The sequence below is a fragment of the Neobacillus niacini genome, from assembly GCF_000759675.1.
GTDB classification, from domain to species: domain Bacteria; phylum Bacillota; class Bacilli; order Bacillales; family Cytobacillaceae; genus Neobacillus; species Neobacillus niacini_A.
Genome location: NZ_BAWM01000070.1, coordinates 1 through 1,287, shown reverse-complemented (window position 1 = coordinate 1,287; position 1,287 = coordinate 1). Strand labels below are relative to the sequence as shown.

Annotated in this window: 1 protein-coding gene and 1 pseudogene; both read right to left on the bottom strand. The window is 34.7% G+C overall.

The window, feature by feature from the left end:
• The coding region (locus TR08_RS19495) for a reverse transcriptase domain-containing protein (RefSeq protein WP_045521083.1) at positions 1–552 on the bottom strand (552 nt) is incomplete at its 3' end.
• A gap of 500 nt (positions 553–1,052) precedes the next feature.
• Positions 1,053–1,287: pseudogene (locus TR08_RS33320) on the bottom strand (hypothetical protein); the annotation flags it as partial.

Genomic DNA, 1,287 nt, shown 5'->3' with positions numbered 1-1,287 from the left:
TAGTTTTATCGCTTTTTCAAACCATAAATCCAATACATAGTGAAGATAAATGTTACTTAACAGTACACTTATTGACCCACCTTGCGGTGTTCCTGTCTCGCTGATTTGTACTTCATTTCCTTCCATCACACCTGCTTTTAACCATCTTTTAATTAGACTTATAATTCTAGGGTCGCCAACTCTATGCTGAACGAATTTAATTACCCAATCATGGTCTAAGGTTCCAAAGAAGTTCTTTAGGTCAGCCTCCAGTACCCAGCTAACTTTCTTTCCTGAAATCGTTTCATTAAGCGTAGCTAAGACATTATGTGCTCCCCTATTTGGTCTACCACCGAATGAACAATTGAGAAAGTCTTGTTCATAAATTGATGAAAGTACCGTTGAGGTACTTCTTTGTAGAGCTCTGTCTGCTACAATATTTGATGTTGTTCCAACTACAAGAAAAGGAATTTCTTCTTCATAATGAAATAATACTTTTCCACCAAAATAGATGTCATAAAGTTCAGGTAATTCCTCTTTCATTGCTACTTCCATGATAACAATTCGGCTCATTCAACCACTCCTTTTATCTTAACTATGAGGCTTAAGATCAAGTGGCTGGAAGAATTATGAACTTAATTTGAATTTTTTTACAACTGCTATATTCACTGGGGTCAATTCCATTTATCTCCTAATTTCAGTTATTCATTTTCGTAGTATCATTATATGAGGTGAAATTATGTTTATTAGCCCAATGTTACTCCATAAAACGGATAAACCATTCGATCATGATGATTATGTTTCAGAACTGAAATTATCAATACCTAAATTTAAAAAAAGCAAAAAACATAGGCTGTTTAACATATTATACATGACTAATATGTAAACAACCTATTTATTAGGAATACTCCTCAACAATCGCGCCCTGTTCTTGAGTAAGATTATGATTGTATGGACATATGAAATTAACTATTAGAAAATTGCCTCAAGTGTTTTAGATAAAGCCTATGTTAAATAACTCTGTTGATATTTGATTAAGACGAACGATCGTTCTATAATATGGAATAATCATTTTATTTCGGGACGATACCTAGCAATCTTCTACCCATTAACCATATTGCCAAACCAGTTCCCCACAAGATTAGGGCTGAGCCCAATCCTACTACAGACATAAATGCATTTATCTGATGTTCCCCCATCGTGACCTTCGCAGGCACAAACAGCAATGTAATAATAGCTAGTAAACAAAGGAGTGAGCCTGTAAAATAATAGAGTCTGACTTGGAAAAGAGGGGCCAATGGGAAAAAA